Here is a 12903-nt window from a genome sequence, read left to right on the forward strand (position 1 = left end):
TTGGGGGAGAATTCACTGCATGGATGAAAAGGAACTAATTCGCAGTGCGAAGCGTGGTGACACAATCGCGTTTGCAATGCTTTTTAAGGAGCATTACCCTTTTTTAGTAAAATATCTAATAAAGGTTACAATGAAGCCTGATATTGCCGAAGACCTGGCACAGGAAGCCATGCTGAAAAGCATGGAAAAAATCAAAATGTATAACGGTAAAGCAAAATTCTCCTCATGGCTCATAACAATTGCAACAAACTTATACATTGATGATCTTCGAAAAAAGAAACGCGAGCATAATTATCAGCAACAGGAACAAGCATTGCGTAAAATGAAGTGGCAATTTGATAACCAGTCTGAGGATTGGAGTGATGTGCTGAATGCTTTAGGAAGGCTTTCGGATGAAATTCGGATTCCAATTGTACTCAAACATTACTATGGGTATTCATATGAAGAAATAGCGGATATGCTTCATATTGCAATTGGTACTGTTAAATCAAGAATACATAATGGAATCCAAACAGTGAGAAAGGAGTTGAGACCCAATGAAGAAAAACAAGCTAATCCTACTAAAGAACGAACAACAACATGAAGAAGACTTAGAAACGATTCAAGATATAAATGAAGCACTATCTAAAATTGATTATCATTATTCGGTTTTCACTCCTGATTTGCGAGCTTTTGAACAAATGGTAGCAGTTGAACAACAAAAACAAAAGAAGAAATTTAGGCGGGATTTAACATCATTTATATTGATTGCTTTATTAATTATGACAGGTTTAATTACAGCTTTTTTCCAACTTCCGTTTGCCTTTATCATCATTCAAGGTGTCGCCACAATTAGTTTGCCAGTCTATAGTTTTTTTCGATATCGAAAACGGGTGAGTGTAAATGAATACGAATCATGATCTACTTTTTATAGTTGTAGTGATCATCGTACTTATTCAAGGTTTGTGGTTATTTTTAGATGCAAGAAAACGGGGACATAATTATTGGTTTTGGGGGATATGGGGATTAATCCAAACACCATTGCCACTTATTTTATATCTTATATTTGCAAGAAAAATTTATCGACGCGGAGCAGATAGGGAATGATGAGAACTATCGCGAAATATATTGTATTGATGATAGCCATTGTTGGACAAATCGTAGGAATTGTATTTTTGTTTATTGATATTTCAAAGGCACTGACGTTCTATGTGTTTTACATGGTTGCCATTGTTTTATTATTTGCCTTATTGGTTTGGGAGCGAAAACGTGAGAAAGAGGAGGATGGCGAAAATGATTATCGTGACTACTGATTATGTACCTGGTAAAGAAGTAAAAGAACTAAAGGGGTTTGTACGGGGAGGTACTGTCCAATCTAAGCATATCGGAAAAGATATCATGGCAGGTTTAAAAACAATCGTTGGGGGAGAAATTTCCGATTATACCGAAATGCTAGAGGAAGCTCGTCAAAAAGCAATTGGCCGATTGGTGGAAGATGCAAGTGCAAAAGGTGCAAATGCAGTTATCGGGTTACGCCTGCAAACCTCATCGGTCATGCAAAATGCATCCGAAATTATTGCATACGGAACAGCTGTATACGTAGAATAATCGCTTTCCAGCTAGGATTGATATTCTTTCCTAGCTTTTTCTTTTATCTAATGGTCCTTCCTGTGGTACGATAGCAAAAGGAACTATATTGGAAGGAAGGAATCCGAGTTGACTGAACGCTACTCTCGTCAAGAGCTATTTACTCCAATTGGAGTAAAAGGGCAAGAAAAGATTAGAAGTAAACATGTTCTTATAGTGGGGGCTGGTGCGCTTGGTACGGTAAGTGCTGAGGCACTTGTCCGTGCAGGCATCGGAATGCTGACAATAGTTGACCGTGACTATGTAGAATGGACAAACCTACAAAGACAACAATTATATAGTGAAGAAGATGCTGCCAACCGGCTACCAAAAGCGATTGCAGCCAAGGAACGCTTGAAAAAAATTAATTCGGACGTTGAAATCAAGGCATATGTAATGGATGTTTCGATACAGGAGATTGAAAAGCTCATTGAGGGCGTAGATCTAATAATCGATGCAACAGACAATTTTGACATAAGAATGATCTTAAATGACGCATCACAAAAATACAACATCCCATGGATTTATGGAGCATGTGTTGGAAGCTATGGAATTAGTTATGCCATACTTCCAGGCAAGACACCTTGTCTGCATTGCCTCTTAGAAACGGTACCTATGGGAGGACTAACATGTGATACGGTCGGAATTATTAGTCCAGCTGTTCAAATGGTGGTTGCATATCAGGTAACAGAGGCACTTAAAATATTGGTTGAGGATTATGATGCGCTTCGAAAAAGTCTCGTTTCATTTGATTTATGGAAAAATCAACATACTGCTATTAAGGTAAACCGTATAAAAAAAGAAGACTGTCTATCCTGTGGAACTAATCCCACCTATCCATTTTTGTCCTTCAAGAATCAAACAAAGACAGCCGTTTTATGTGGGAGGGATTCAGTTCAAATCCGACCAAGCGAACGAATGGAAAGAGATTTAGATTCACTTGCCATTCTTTTAACTGCACAAGGTGGCAAAGTTGATAAAAATCCATACTTACTCTCGTTTACAAAGGGTCCAAACAGAATGGTGGTCTTCAAAGACGGTCGCGTTCTTATCCATGGAACAAAGGATCTGTTAGAAGCGAAAAGCCTGTATCATCGGTATTTAGGATGATTTTTTCAGATTGCATTTCGAAACTGCAGTTTCACAGAATGTTCATACCTTCGACAAAAAACTGCCTTAAAACTGAATCTGATTTTTCTACAATTAATGATACTCTTAAACCATAGAAGAGATAATGGGGGAGTTCATTGTGGAAGAATTATCAATTACATTTAACATTGCGGCAGCTTTAGTACTAGTATTCTTTATCGGCGTAATTATCATCGAATCATAAGAAAAATCCACGGGTCTTCTCGTGGATTTTTTAATGAATAGCTTCAGAGCCTGCGCTTTTCCAATTAATCAGCAGTATTTACCATAATGCCTGCAACTTGTTGAAGACGCGCATAGAAGCTTTTCGCTGCATCACTAGTAAGTTCATTTTCCTCGAATGCTTCTTTCATACAACGGAGCCAAGCCCTTGCACGGGTTGGAGTAACCTCAAAAGGCAAATGACGATGTCTCATTGCCGGAGGTCCAAATTCGTTACTATATAATAAGGGTCCACCTGTAAATTGCGTTAAGAACATATATTGCTTTCTTTTAATCTCCTCTATATCACCTTCAAATAAAGGAGCTAAATCCGGATCTGCATATACTTTAGGATAAAACGTATTCACTAAATCTTGGATTGTCTCAGCGCCGCCAATTTCTTCATATAAGGTATTTAATTTATAGTCCATGATATCACCGCCACATAAATTTATTTATTAGTACTATATCAATACTACAAATAACTAGGTGTGATATAAATCACACCAAACTATATTCAGTTGAAGCTCCAATACGACTAGGCGCATTTGATTAGATAATCATTCCCATATTAAAGAATGTTTGTTATTATAAAAATAATCAATCGAATAAAAATTTTGACTTTCCCCTTATTATCTCCATCATAAACAAAAACAAAGTCAATTACAATTTTAGGAGTGTGAAATTTACGTGGACGATTTGCCACTGAGTACCATCATTTTGTTACTCGTTCTAATCATGTTATCAGCGTTTTTCTCTGCAAGTGAAACAGCCTATTCAAGTGTAAACCGAATAAGATTGAAGAATTACGTAGATGAAAAGCGACGTGGAAGTAAGAAAGCATATTACATTACCGAACACTTTGATAACGCCCTTTCCACCATTCTAGTTGGAAATAATGTAGTAAATATTGCTGCTGCATCAATTGCTTCAAAACTAGCTTCAGATCTTCTTGGAGGAAATACCGGTCTCGTTATAAGTACGTTTGTGATGACATTGCTTATTTTAATATTTGGAGAAGTTCTTCCAAAATCTTTTGCAAAAGAACATGCAGAAAGCTTTTCATTAAAAGTTTCCGGAGTATTATTTATCTTAATGAAGATACTGACACCAATTACCTACTTATTTGGATTACTAAAAGCATTAGCAGCTAAGCTCATCACCAGTAATAATGATACTCCGTCCTTTACTGAAGAAGAAATCAAAGTAATGGTTGATCTGAGTGAGGAAGAAGGAGTTATTGATAATAAAGAAAAAGAATTAGTACACCGATCCTTGGATTTCAATGATATTTTAGTTGGTGAGATTTTAACACCGCGTATTGATATGGTTGCGGTGGAAGTAAATGAACCGATTGAAAAAATTAGAGATATGTTCTTAGAAGAACGCTATTCCCGTGTACCAGTTTACGAAGACAATACCGATAATATCATTGGGATTTTATCGGAACGTGAATTTTTAAGTCTTCTCGTTCAACAAAAGAAAATAAATGTACGTTCAATCGTTCGCAAACCATTTTTCGTCGTGGAGTCAATGAAGATCTCAACCTTGCTTCCGGAGCTTCAAAAAAGTAAAACTCATTTGGCGATTGTCGTTGATGAATTTGGTGGAACTTCAGGTTTGATTACATTAGAGGATATCATCGAAGAAATCGTCGGTGAGATTTGGGATGAACATGATGAAAAAATAAAATACATTACACAAATAGATGAAAACACGTATGAAATAAATGCGGATATGCCATTAGATGATTTTTCGGAAATCATCGGAATTGAAGAACCGGAAAGCTCACACCATTCAGTTGGGGGTTGGATTTTTGAATCATTTGAAAAAATTCCAGTTTCCGGTGACACCTTTGATTACTTGCATCTCACTCTAACGGTTACAGAAGTAGAAAACCGCCGTATCAGAAAAGTAAATGTTGAAGTTAATCAACCAATCTTAGAAGTCGAATAATGATAGCTAAGGGGACGGTTTCTTATGGAACCGTCCCCCTTATATTTATCATTTATTGAATAATATTGGCCAAATTTGCAGGGATTGGGACCTTATCATCGACTTTTAATTTCTTTTCGAAAGAGTGGTATTCAAAAAGGATACCTTCGGGTGAAGACACCGACAGGTCTAGAATATAATCACCATGGTCACCCTTTGTTTCGAGGTAAAAAGCAGTATCCGCTAAAGTAAGATGGTAAAAATGATACTGAAACCCAAGAAATTCTTTTGTGTCAAAGCTCGTGTCTGGGTGAGTTGCAATATATTGTGCTAGGTCATCTATTGTTGCCATTGGTCTTTGCAAAACATTATTTATTTTTTCTTTTACCATTTGGGATGTAGTAGTAAATGTTTCTTTTGCTTTTGATTTTATATCCCGAATAAATTGATTGACTTCACTCAATTCGGATCTCTCCTAAATTACGAATAATAATCTTGGTAGCCCTCATTCAATGTTTCCTTATTTTTTTTACCATTTGTTTGATTAACCGATGCTTGAATTTCACCTTCCATATAGGAATCACTTACTTGTTCATGTGTAGTAGCAAGTCCTGAGGATAATTCATCGTTTTTTTTGTAATCTTCTGGTTGGTAATGTCTTGCAGCTAATCCTTCGGTACTGTTTTGCAATTTCTCTTTCATCGCAATTCCTCCTACAAATAGTATCTTCAAGCCTTAGTATTCCAACAACATTATGTAATAAATCAAGTCAAAAGTTGGGAAGAGTAATATCAAGAAAAAACAAGAGACACCCATTAAGGGTGCCCCTTTAGCCAAAATATTTAATTGTTATTAACCTTGACGACCACCCATAGATTGTTGAGCGAAAGATACTAAACGCTTTGTAATTTCTCCACCAACTGATCCGTTTGCGCGAGATGTAGTGTCAGCACCTAAGTTAACACCAAATTCTTGAGCAATTTCATACTTCATTTGGTCGATAGCTTGTTCTGCACCTGGTACTAGTAATTGGTTACTGTTGTTGCTATTGTTGTTTGCCATTTTTCCTTCATCTCCTTAAACTGATTTTTTTTGGTGGGTTACTCCGGAATTGCACCGGATATAAGGGTTTCCTTAGCCTCTAGGCTAACCCGTTAATTTTAAAAGTTAATGCGGTGTCGCTGGTGAGTTGTGTGTTGCTGTGTTTGTACTAAGTATTATGTGACGAAGTGAGTATTATATTCGAAATTAACTTTGCCAATTAATTCCTAACGAAAAGAAAGCATAACAGTCATGTTTCATCGAAAACTACTTATAACTAAAAATGATTAAGAGTAGGAGAGAAGAACATGCCTATTTGTCCATTATGTAATGGCTTTAACAAAGTTAGCTTCTCATGTGCACAATGTGGAAATTCCCTAGAGGATTCTGGACGTATTATTGATTACTTTGATGATTATAGTGCATACATGCAAATTGATGACATGAAAAAAATAGATGGCATCCAAACCACCTTACAAAACAATGAATGTGGCCATCTCTTCTATTGTAGAAATTGCCATAACCAAGAGGTGAAGGTAATCAAGGAATAGAAAAAAACAGGAAAAACAAAGGGACGGTTCCTGTGTTTTCCTATTTTTTGTAAAACAGCTAAAACCCCCTCATTGATCGCACAAAAAAAGTCGCCCAACAATAGCTGGGCGACTTTTACATTTCTGATTAGCGAATTCTCTTTTCATTGTCTGCGTCGAAGAAATGGCATTTGTTCATGTCAAATGCAAGTTCAATTGTTTCACCTGGTTTTGCTTGAGTACGTGAATCAACACGAGCAACAAAGTCAGTACCAGCAAGCTGTGAATAAAGCATTGTTTCAGCACCAGTTAATTCAGATACTTCAATAAGTGCATTGATTTTAGAACCTTGAGCAGATTCAATAAATACAGGCTCGTCATGAATATCCTCTGGACGTACTCCAAGAATGATATCTTTATTTACGTAACCTTGTTCACGAAGAACCTTCATTTTTCCTTCAGGAACAGCGATTTTAACGTCACCGATTGTGAATGTACCCTCCTGTAATTTACCAGGGAAGAAGTTCATTGCAGGTGATCCGATGAAACCAGCAACGAATACGTTTTCTGGATTGTCATAAACTTCTTTTGGTGCTCCAACCTGTTGGATAATACCATCTTTCATAACAACAAGACGAGTAGCCATTGTCATCGCTTCTGTTTGGTCATGCGTTACGTAAATAGTAGTTGTTTGCAGACGTTGGTGAAGCTTGGAAATTTCAGCACGCATTTGCACACGAAGCTTTGCATCAAGGTTTGATAAAGGTTCGTCCATTAGGAATACCTTAGCGTCTCGAACGATTGCACGTCCTAATGCAACACGCTGACGTTGACCACCTGATAATGCTTTAGGCTTACGGGTTAAGTATTCTTCTAGGCCTAGAATTTTAGCAGCATCCTTTACGCGACGATCGATTTCATCCTTCGGAAATTTACGAAGCTTTAAACCGAATGCCATGTTATCATATACACTCATATGTGGGTATAATGCATAGTTTTGGAATACCATCGCGATGTCACGATCTTTCGGAGCAACATCATTCACGCGTTTTTCATCAATAAAGAAATCCCCTTGAGAAATTTCTTCTAATCCAGCAATCATACGTAATGTAGTTGATTTACCACAACCAGATGGACCTACGAATACGATAAACTCCTTATCTTGAATATGAAGGTTAAAATCTTCTACTGCAGTTACTTTATTGTCGTATACTTTATAAATATGATCTAATACTAATTCAGCCATTATTTCTCCTCCTAGTGTAAACGTTTTCGATAAGTAAAGTTTACTTTAAAGAGAGAAATGCGTAAATGTGTAAATTGCACAAAACGATGAAAAGGTTTTCGTGCATGTCTACGAATCTGGAAAATGTTCAAGGTCCAGAATGGCTAAATAGGTTGTAACTGCGCCGTGAAAATGCTTAATATCAATTCCCGACTTTTCAATAAACTTCTCAATTCGATACTGCAAACTATTACGGTGCATATATAGACGCTTTGCGGCATTCGAGACATTTAAATCACTTTCAAAGTAAACCTTTAATGTTTCAAGTAGTTCACGATCAGCTTGCAGTTCTACCGGAATGACATTTTTAAGCTGGTTACGAAAATCCGCATTCATATCTTCAAGTAAAAGGATTGGTAAAATATCATGTAATTGATAAACCTTTTGTTTATGTAAAAAATGGATTCCTTTTTGAAACCATTCTCTTTCAGTATGAAAAAGTGAGCCCAGATTTTCAGAAAGGGGATGGGTTTGCCCAATGAACAAGCGCATATCCGTATAAAAATCACTTGTTAACGTAACAGTGATTTCATCGTAGAAGACATCCTCTGCCATTTCCTCATTAATCGTTTCAATGAGAACGCCGCTTGAGTCACTTTCCCATAAAAAGATCGTATCTCTTGGTAAAAGTGCCTGAATGGCTTCCTGGAATTCAAGTCGGTCGGTAATCGGTTGGTCAGCATAAAATTGAATAAACCTACACTCTGAAAAAGAAAATTGATCAGGTGATAAGCTGCCTTGTTGTAAAAACAACAGGTTATACCAAAATGCCTGGGTGTCGGTCATATCATTTAGATGAGTGCCATATGGAGTGAAAAGGGAAGATAAAAGGGATGTCTCCTTTTCGGAAAGGTGATCCTTTTTAATTCCAAAAAAAGTTTCCGCTTCAGTTAAAAACCACGAATATACATCTGTTTTAAAAGGTGATTCAGCTGTAATCAAAGCTTCTTTATAATGCATCTTTAAATTTTCAATCATGTAAATACTCCTTTAAATAAATCGAAAAAGTCTCCCTCTATTATAACAGAAGGAGACCAAGTTTCTAATTTGTTATTCAATTATATGTGGTGGTTCTTCTTTCTCGAAATCACGAGCTTCCTCTATATTCGTTTGATCGTGATAACGGTGGACGCTGCCACCAGCCATTCCCTCATTTATAAAGCGATCTACATCCATAAATACTTCATTTTTTCCTTCATACTGAAGGTCCTTACGCTCTTTTCCCTTTTTTGACATAAAAAATCCTCCTTTGTCATCTAGTTTGTGAAGGAGGTGTGGAAATCATTCTTATTCGTAGACATGAAAAAGCATTAATTCATGAATTTGTTTTGTAATGTCATTGATGACTTTCAGTTCCGGATGGTTTCCTTGCCAATCAATGCTTCCATCCTTATTATAAATTCCATTATATTTTGTTCCTTGGAAGTAAAATGAAAAACTCCACCCGGGAATTTTGCTGCTTTTATATAAAGGTTTCCATTGAAAATGTGAGATCATTGTAAGCTCCCCTTAGGTTGTCTTTGCTTTCATTATAAGCAGTTTGGTTAAATTTTCAAGTCCTTTTTCCCGAATTTGAGGCTCATCAAATACCATCGGCTTTGAATTAATTTCGTAAATGAAAATATGACCATCTTCAGAGCGACCAAGGTCAACCGAGTATTCGCCGATAAATTCACCTGTTTTGTTCATAAGCGATTTTCCGATTTCATACACGAGTGTTTGCAAAGTAGCTTTGTCAAAACGATCACGAACCAACTCAAAAGGGATAATTGACCCTCCATTTGGGACATGTGTAGTTACCCCGTTTTCACCTTCAACTCTTACTCCGATGCCACTGATGAAATGTCCATTTTTATGATAATGACATAAAAGACGCAAATCATAACGCTTACCCTCATAGGTGTCCGCTTGTACGGCCTTCTGTAAGAGATAGTCAGTTTTCACAAGGCCATCTTTGTACTTCTCCCAAAATGAAGTTAGGGTAGGGTAGCTTTGTTTTCCATGTGGTGTTTCTACAATTACTCCATGTTTAAATGCCTTTATTCTATAAAGATCAATTCCTTTATGTCCGGTTGAGCTTTTCAAATAAAGGATTTGATGTTTTATTAACATTTCATTGAGATCATTTTTATCTTTGAGAAGAGTGGTCTCTGGCAGAAATGGATGAATAACATCATTCTCCTTTAACATTTGATAAACCTCCCATTTTGAAAAAAAGTACGGATTAAAAAAGGGGATATCATTCGTTTTACAGAAAGAAACGACATCCATAAAATCCTGCGATTCCTCCATGTGACGGTAAGGAATACGATTATACACAGCACTTGGAAGTGGAGTTCTTAATTTGATCCATGTTTGTAATGGTTGATAAAAAGTAAAAGCTTCCACTGACCATTCCCGTATTGATAATGGAGTAATGACGATTCCTAGGGCACCATTTTGCTGTAAGGATAATAAAATTCGTTTTAGTCCCGCGAGATTTCCGATAAAGGTGTTGTCTTTTGAGGAACCTGTTAAAATCCCAATAATAGGACCTACCTTATTTCCGTCTTTTTTAACAGAAAAAGGGAGCCCTTGCTCTGGGCTGCTCCCTACAAAAGGTACGATTGTGTCGGTCTTCCCAAAGTTTAATCCATTCTCTACTTCACATTGAAACCACTTCTGTTTTTCAATGTGATAATAAATAGTGGTCATTTGAAAACTTCCTCAGGGGTTTTAATTGTCGTTTCAGTTAAGTAAACGGCATATTGCAATGGAAGCCTGCTTGAGAGCTTATCATATTTCCTGAGCTTAGGATGTGAGAATATGGATCTGCCTGGTTTTGAGTTTGCCTCGAACAGCCACACACTGCCATTTTTATCAACACCTAAATCAAAGCCAAGTTCCCCAATATTTCCTTTTTGTCTTGAATCAATGACTTCACTTAGCGTTAGTGCGGATTGTTTAAGGGAATCGGTCATTTTCTTGCATTCTGCGACATCTGGAAAAATTTCTGTGATTGTACGAACGACGCCTCCGTTGTTTAGATGTGTCGTCACACTGCCGCGTCCAGAGATTTTACCCGCCATCACACTAACTTGCCATTTGCCTTTTTCATCTTTATTTGTATGAATCCTGAAATCAATCGATTTATGATCGCTTCGAATCAAATGAATTCCTTGCTGGACAATATAATGTTCTAATCGTTTGTTACGAAAGTGAGTGTTGATAAATGATTCAATCGATGAAAACCGCTGCAGACGATTTTTCCCATCCTGATCACGATAACGGCAATAATAATCATCAGTTTCACGGTCAAAAAGAACTTGATAAATACCTAAACCAAGACTGCCGTTCGCAGGTTTAATATATACATGCTGATATTTAGAGAGCATCCGTTCAATTAATGTAAATGTAGGATTTTTATGAGTTTCTGGTAAATACGTTGCAACACGGTGGTCACCCTCTAAAAGCTGGTGAATTTCCCATTTATCAAAAAATCCTGGATTAAACCATGGAATTAAGTACTCATGATGTAAACGCTGTTTGATTTCGCGTAAGGATTTATGGTTTTCAGTTCGGCGGTTTGGGAGGCGGTCATAGACCACATTAGGAAAGGGGACTTCAATCGTTTCCCAGCCATTGTGATTATGAAAAAGTCCATGAATGGTTCCCTTATCCCAATCGATATGTTTTGCACCAAAAATAAACACATAGGCTCCGACTGCTTTTTCTTGGGCTAAAAGTTTTGCAAAGAACAAGGTTCGTTCTCCGATTGGACGAATCATCGACTCGCCAAAACCGGCTGTGAAAATCCCAACTAGTGGGCCAATGTAAAGATTATCTTCATGGATAAACACCTGTGTTGTACTTGTGTATGGGATATTTAACGATAAAAATAGATCCTCGGATATTTTGATTTCCTGATTTTCCGATTGGATAACCTCACAATCACAAGAGGATGTTCCGAAAAGAATATACTTGATAGGTGTTTTTAAATGGATGGTTTTAGGAATATACACTTTTCCGTTTTCTTTTTGCGTAATTTTAAGTGGCAGTGGTGTTCTCACTTTTTTCAGCTCCTTATTTGGCAGATTGTTTTGAATGAAGATGGAGGCAATATTGTAATAATGTCGTGTATAGTGCATCTTCTTTTTCTGGACTGGTTTCTAAAATAACCTTTCTACCTGGCTTTGAATTGGTATCTAAAATCCAGATGGCACCGTCATTTGTAAGACCTAAGTCAACTCCTATTTCAAACAAAGGTTCAAAGTGTACTTCTAGCGTATCTGGCAGTCTACTAATAATTGTATGAATGTTATCCGAAAGTAATTGCTTTTGAGTAAAAGACATATTTTCAGTCCAGCTTTCAAAAGAATGAGTTTCACCGCCGCCACCCAGATTTGAAATGAGATGATCCGGCAATCCAAGACGAATCCCACGACCTTGCTCAATCCATTTTCCTTGGCCGTCTTTTTGAAGTAAAATTCGAATATCAAAAGGACGATTTCCTTCATCATGCAGTGGTAAATATGTTTGTAATAAATACGGTTGACTCGTAATCACGGAGTCAATCCACTTTTTTAAATCCGCTCTTGTTGCAAAATGATCCCTTTTAAGAAGATTTGCATCTTTATAGACTGCCTCTACATAATTTTGATGAAGAAAAAGACCGATAATCCCTTTTCCCATTGAACCTTTCTCCGGTTTTAAGATGATTTGATGCTTTTTCATTAAGGTTCGCAGGATGGCAGAAGAGGAGAGAGCTTGTTCAGTAGAAGGGAGATAAGGTGATAATTCCTTATCTTGACGTAAAGTATTGTAAATTTCCCATTTATTTGGAAGACCGTGACCGAGAAAAACATTTGTTGGACGTAGCTTTAACCAGTTCATGATTGGCTGACTTTTTTTAGAGACCTCATCATTTGAATAGAAGCAGCGGTCATATAAATACAATGGAACATCGAACATGCTTTGTTCCCACGTATTTGTCGTGTGATTATATTTTTCTCCACGAGCCATTTCAGTGGTTGGTTCAATCGATGTAGGAGTAAATCGGAAAAGCTCTATCCCAAATTCAGGGGCTAGTTTGGCAAGTTCTGTTGCGTAAGCTAGTTCCTGGTTCGGATAAAGAGTAATAAAACCCAGTGAAATCATAAGACCCTCTCCTTTCTTATT

The 12903-nt window shown here is 37.0% G+C and carries 19 protein-coding genes; 8 read left to right on the plus strand and 11 right to left on the minus strand.

What is annotated here, in order from left to right; translation table 11 throughout:
• Nucleotides 1–19: 19 nt before the first annotated feature.
• The 6 genes from sigY to LKW28_RS00435 all read left to right on the plus strand — a co-directional run bounded on the left by sigY (nucleotide 20) and on the right by LKW28_RS00435 (nucleotide 2715).
• On the plus strand, nucleotides 20–583 hold the full coding sequence (gene sigY / locus LKW28_RS00410; RefSeq protein ID WP_229138364.1) for an RNA polymerase sigma factor SigY: 564 nt from the start codon (nucleotides 20–22) through the stop codon (nucleotides 581–583).
• The gene (locus LKW28_RS00415; RefSeq protein ID WP_229138365.1) at nucleotides 537–899 is read left to right on the plus strand and encodes a YxlC family protein; all 363 of its coding nucleotides are present in this window, start codon (nucleotides 537–539) and stop codon (nucleotides 897–899) included. The genes sigY and LKW28_RS00415 overlap by 47 nt, the downstream gene beginning before the upstream one ends.
• Nucleotides 883–1086: a sigmaY antisigma factor component gene (locus tag LKW28_RS00420; RefSeq protein ID WP_229138366.1), complete on the plus strand. Its 204-nt coding sequence runs from the start codon at nucleotides 883–885 to the stop codon at nucleotides 1084–1086. Before LKW28_RS00415 ends, LKW28_RS00420 begins: the two co-directional genes overlap by 17 nt.
• Nucleotides 1083–1292, plus strand: a complete 210-nt coding sequence (locus LKW28_RS00425) for a hypothetical protein (RefSeq protein ID WP_229138367.1) — start codon at nucleotides 1083–1085, stop codon at nucleotides 1290–1292. The genes LKW28_RS00420 and LKW28_RS00425 overlap by 4 nt, the downstream gene beginning before the upstream one ends.
• Entirely contained in the window at nucleotides 1273–1587 is a 315-nt protein-coding gene (locus LKW28_RS00430; RefSeq protein WP_229138368.1) for a YbjQ family protein, read from the plus strand. The genes LKW28_RS00425 and LKW28_RS00430 overlap by 20 nt, the downstream gene beginning before the upstream one ends.
• Before the next feature lie 108 nt (nucleotides 1588–1695).
• Complete coding sequence (locus tag LKW28_RS00435; protein WP_229138369.1) at nucleotides 1696–2715, plus strand: thiazole biosynthesis adenylyltransferase ThiF; 1020 nt, start codon at nucleotides 1696–1698, stop codon at nucleotides 2713–2715.
• A gap of 287 nt (nucleotides 2716–3002) precedes the next feature.
• On the opposite strand, the gene LKW28_RS00440 is transcribed toward LKW28_RS00435, so the two are convergent.
• Nucleotides 3003–3386, minus strand: a complete 384-nt coding sequence (locus LKW28_RS00440; RefSeq protein ID WP_229138370.1) for a globin — start codon at nucleotides 3384–3386, stop codon at nucleotides 3003–3005.
• Nucleotides 3387–3645: 259 nt separating this feature from the next.
• Between LKW28_RS00440 and LKW28_RS00445 the strand changes: the two genes are divergently transcribed.
• On the plus strand, nucleotides 3646–4911 hold the full coding sequence (locus tag LKW28_RS00445; RefSeq protein ID WP_229138371.1) for a hemolysin family protein: 1266 nt from the start codon (nucleotides 3646–3648) through the stop codon (nucleotides 4909–4911).
• Between the two features lie 52 nt (nucleotides 4912–4963).
• Here the strand turns inward: LKW28_RS00445 and LKW28_RS00450 are convergent, their stop codons facing one another.
• The 3 genes from LKW28_RS00450 to LKW28_RS00460 form a co-directional block, all read right to left on the minus strand.
• Complete coding sequence (locus tag LKW28_RS00450; RefSeq protein WP_229138372.1) at nucleotides 4964–5353, minus strand: hypothetical protein; 390 nt, start codon at nucleotides 5351–5353, stop codon at nucleotides 4964–4966.
• Between the two features lie 17 nt (nucleotides 5354–5370).
• Complete coding sequence (locus LKW28_RS00455) at nucleotides 5371–5592, minus strand: YozQ family protein (protein WP_229138373.1); 222 nt, start codon at nucleotides 5590–5592, stop codon at nucleotides 5371–5373.
• Nucleotides 5593–5742: 150 nt separating this feature from the next.
• Nucleotides 5743–5952, minus strand: coding sequence for an alpha/beta-type small acid-soluble spore protein (locus LKW28_RS00460; protein WP_229138374.1), 210 nt, complete (start codon nucleotides 5950–5952; stop codon nucleotides 5743–5745).
• A 287-nt stretch (nucleotides 5953–6239) separates the two neighbouring features.
• On the opposite strand from LKW28_RS00460, the gene LKW28_RS00465 reads away from it, so the two are divergent.
• Nucleotides 6240–6482 carry a hypothetical protein gene (locus LKW28_RS00465; protein ID WP_229138375.1) on the plus strand — a complete coding sequence of 81 codons (243 nt, stop codon included), beginning with the start codon at nucleotides 6240–6242 and terminating at the stop codon, nucleotides 6480–6482.
• A 127-nt stretch (nucleotides 6483–6609) separates the two neighbouring features.
• Here the strand turns inward: LKW28_RS00465 and LKW28_RS00470 are convergent, their stop codons facing one another.
• From LKW28_RS00470 to LKW28_RS00500, 7 genes are all read right to left on the minus strand, one after another.
• Complete coding sequence (locus LKW28_RS00470) at nucleotides 6610–7707, minus strand: ABC transporter ATP-binding protein (protein ID WP_229138376.1); 1098 nt, start codon at nucleotides 7705–7707, stop codon at nucleotides 6610–6612.
• A gap of 108 nt (nucleotides 7708–7815) precedes the next feature.
• Nucleotides 7816–8724 (minus strand): PucR family transcriptional regulator, encoded by a 909-nt coding sequence (locus LKW28_RS00475; protein WP_229138377.1) that lies wholly within the window; start codon nucleotides 8722–8724, stop codon nucleotides 7816–7818.
• Between the two features lie 72 nt (nucleotides 8725–8796).
• Nucleotides 8797–8982: a hypothetical protein gene (locus LKW28_RS00480; protein ID WP_229138378.1), complete on the minus strand. Its 186-nt coding sequence runs from the start codon at nucleotides 8980–8982 to the stop codon at nucleotides 8797–8799.
• Between the two features lie 51 nt (nucleotides 8983–9033).
• Entirely contained in the window at nucleotides 9034–9243 is a 210-nt protein-coding gene (locus LKW28_RS00485) for a YheE family protein (RefSeq protein WP_229138379.1), read from the minus strand.
• Nucleotides 9244–9255: 12 nt separating this feature from the next.
• Nucleotides 9256–10440 (minus strand): YheC/YheD family protein, encoded by a 1185-nt coding sequence (locus LKW28_RS00490; RefSeq protein ID WP_229138380.1) that lies wholly within the window; start codon nucleotides 10438–10440, stop codon nucleotides 9256–9258.
• On the minus strand, nucleotides 10437–11795 hold the full coding sequence (locus LKW28_RS00495) for a YheC/YheD family protein (protein ID WP_229138381.1): 1359 nt from the start codon (nucleotides 11793–11795) through the stop codon (nucleotides 10437–10439). Before LKW28_RS00495 ends, LKW28_RS00490 begins: the two co-directional genes overlap by 4 nt.
• Nucleotides 11796–11808: 13 nt before the next feature.
• The gene (locus LKW28_RS00500) at nucleotides 11809–12882 is read right to left on the minus strand and encodes a YheC/YheD family protein (protein WP_229138382.1); all 1074 of its coding nucleotides are present in this window, start codon (nucleotides 12880–12882) and stop codon (nucleotides 11809–11811) included.
• Nucleotides 12883–12903: the final 21 nt, after the last annotated feature.

The organism is Bacillus sp. REN16, assembly GCF_020731355.1.
GTDB lineage: Bacteria > Bacillota > Bacilli > Bacillales > Bacillaceae_L > Ferdinandcohnia.

Coding starts and splice junctions, on each gene's coding strand:
- LKW28_RS00425 (WP_229138367.1), top strand. CDS start 1,083: ATGATGAGAACTATCGCGAAATATATTGTATTGATGATAGCCATTGTT.
- LKW28_RS00475 (WP_229138377.1), bottom strand. CDS start 8,724: ATGATTGAAAATTTAAAGATGCATTATAAAGAAGCTTTGATTACAGCT.
- sigY (WP_229138364.1), top strand. CDS start 20: ATGGATGAAAAGGAACTAATTCGCAGTGCGAAGCGTGGTGACACAATC.
- LKW28_RS00480 (WP_229138378.1), bottom strand. CDS start 8,982: ATGTCAAAAAAGGGAAAAGAGCGTAAGGACCTTCAGTATGAAGGAAAA.
- LKW28_RS00420 (WP_229138366.1), top strand. CDS start 883: ATGAATACGAATCATGATCTACTTTTTATAGTTGTAGTGATCATCGTA.
- LKW28_RS00440 (WP_229138370.1), bottom strand. CDS start 3,386: ATGGACTATAAATTAAATACCTTATATGAAGAAATTGGCGGCGCTGAG.
- LKW28_RS00455 (WP_229138373.1), bottom strand. CDS start 5,592: ATGAAAGAGAAATTGCAAAACAGTACCGAAGGATTAGCTGCAAGACAT.
- LKW28_RS00485 (WP_229138379.1), bottom strand. CDS start 9,243: ATGATCTCACATTTTCAATGGAAACCTTTATATAAAAGCAGCAAAATT.
- LKW28_RS00430 (WP_229138368.1), top strand. CDS start 1,273: ATGATTATCGTGACTACTGATTATGTACCTGGTAAAGAAGTAAAAGAA.
- LKW28_RS00460 (WP_229138374.1), bottom strand. CDS start 5,952: ATGGCAAACAACAATAGCAACAACAGTAACCAATTACTAGTACCAGGT.
- LKW28_RS00500 (WP_229138382.1), bottom strand. CDS start 12,882: ATGATTTCACTGGGTTTTATTACTCTTTATCCGAACCAGGAACTAGCT.
- LKW28_RS00490 (WP_229138380.1), bottom strand. CDS start 10,440: ATGACCACTATTTATTATCACATTGAAAAACAGAAGTGGTTTCAATGT.
- LKW28_RS00415 (WP_229138365.1), top strand. CDS start 537: ATGAAGAAAAACAAGCTAATCCTACTAAAGAACGAACAACAACATGAA.
- LKW28_RS00465 (WP_229138375.1), top strand. CDS start 6,240: ATGCCTATTTGTCCATTATGTAATGGCTTTAACAAAGTTAGCTTCTCA.
- LKW28_RS00470 (WP_229138376.1), bottom strand. CDS start 7,707: ATGGCTGAATTAGTATTAGATCATATTTATAAAGTATACGACAATAAA.